This window comes from Aminipila sp., assembly GCF_032051575.1.
Taxonomy (GTDB): domain Bacteria; phylum Bacillota; class Clostridia; order Peptostreptococcales; family Anaerovoracaceae; genus Aminipila.
This window is the reverse complement of sequence record NZ_DAMBYD010000022.1, coordinates 1-1,294: the sequence shown is the minus strand read 5'-3', so window position 1 is coordinate 1,294 and position 1,294 is coordinate 1. Positions and strand designations below refer to the sequence as shown.

The window sequence follows — 1,294 nt, the reverse complement described above, 5'->3', positions numbered from 1 at the left end:
AGTTAGGAGAAGTTTTGCTTAAGAGTAAGCAAGGAAGGGATAATGACACCCAGGTCACAATTTTTGATGCCACAGGAATGGGTATTCAGGATAATACTTTGGCAGATTTGATATATAACAAAGCATTATCTATGGGTATTGGATCTAAAATAAAGTTGTTGTAACAATAGCCATCCCCCACATTAGCTTTCCAATACCCATACATAATATTTTTGATAAAATTTGTTATTAATAATATTAATATTTAAGAAAGGTAGGTTTGAGGAGAAGATGCTCCATGACATCTTCTCCAAAGAATGAAAATGAAAATTAAAGCTTTTACTTTAAACTCATTTGCAAAATCCATGGAGGGTGGAAATCCGGCAGCAGTTGTTTTTGATGCTGATCACCTATCCGAAGCAGATATGAAAAAAATTGCTGAAAAAATAGGTTTTAGCGAGACTGCTTTTGTAATGAATTCAAATTTAGCAGATTTTAAAGTACGCTTTTTTACTCCTGCAGAAGAAGTAGACCTTTGCGGACATGCAACTATAGGCGCATTTTACATGCTATTAAGTGAAAAACGTATTACACCAGGACACTATACACAGGAAACAAAGGCAGGCATTCTTAACGTATATGTTAAGGAAGATATGTCAATTATTATGAATCAGTCACTTCCGACTTTCTTTGAGACATTAGACAGAGAAGAAATTGCAGGCTCGTTGAATATTTCTGTAGCTCAAATAGATGCAAATTTCCCATTACAAATTGTATCTACTGGTTTGAAAGATATTATTGTTCCTATTAAAGATTTAAGCATTCTAAGTAGCATTAAACCTGATTTTGAAAAGGTAGCTGCAATCAGCAAAAAATATGATGTTGTAGGGTATCATCTGTTTACACTTGAATCGTTACATAATTCAAATGCTCACACTAGAAATCTTGCACCTCTTTATGGCATACCTGAAGAGTCTGCCACTGGTACTTCAAATGGAGCACTAGCTTGCTATATGCTAAAATATGGTGCATTAAGCCAACAAACTGTAGATAATGTTATAATTGAACAAGGTTATTCTATGGACAAACCTTCAGAGATATTGGTCTCATTATCAACTCTAGGAGATAAGATTGAAGAAGTCAGAGTAGGTGGAAAAGCATTAAATATTTCTGAAATAGAAGTTGAAATTTAGTGTTTTAGCAGTTGATAATGGTAGAAAAGGACGGTTGTACCTGTTTTGCTTAAAACAATATATTTAATACATATATGACTAAAGAAATAATGGATAGATGTGAAATCTATGTTGATTTTCCT

At 33.3% G+C, this 1,294-nt stretch carries 1 protein-coding gene and 1 pseudogene; both read left to right on the top strand.

Annotation, left to right across the window (positions count from 1 at the left end; translation table 11 throughout):
• Window positions 1–164 (top strand): annotated as a pseudogene (locus RTW14_RS18890) (hypothetical protein); the annotation flags it as partial.
• Window positions 165–302: 138 nt separating this feature from the next.
• Window positions 303–1,172 carry a PhzF family phenazine biosynthesis protein gene (locus RTW14_RS18545; RefSeq protein ID WP_312654290.1) on the top strand — a complete coding sequence of 290 codons (870 nt, stop codon included), beginning with the start codon at window positions 303–305 and terminating at the stop codon, window positions 1,170–1,172.
• The last annotated feature ends 122 nt before the right edge of the window (window positions 1,173–1,294 follow it).

Bases quoted from the DNA above. Each gene is read 5' to 3' on its own strand.
- RTW14_RS18545 (WP_312654290.1), top strand. From the start codon at position 303: ATGAAAATTAAAGCTTTTACTTTAAACTCATTTGCAAAATCCATGGAG.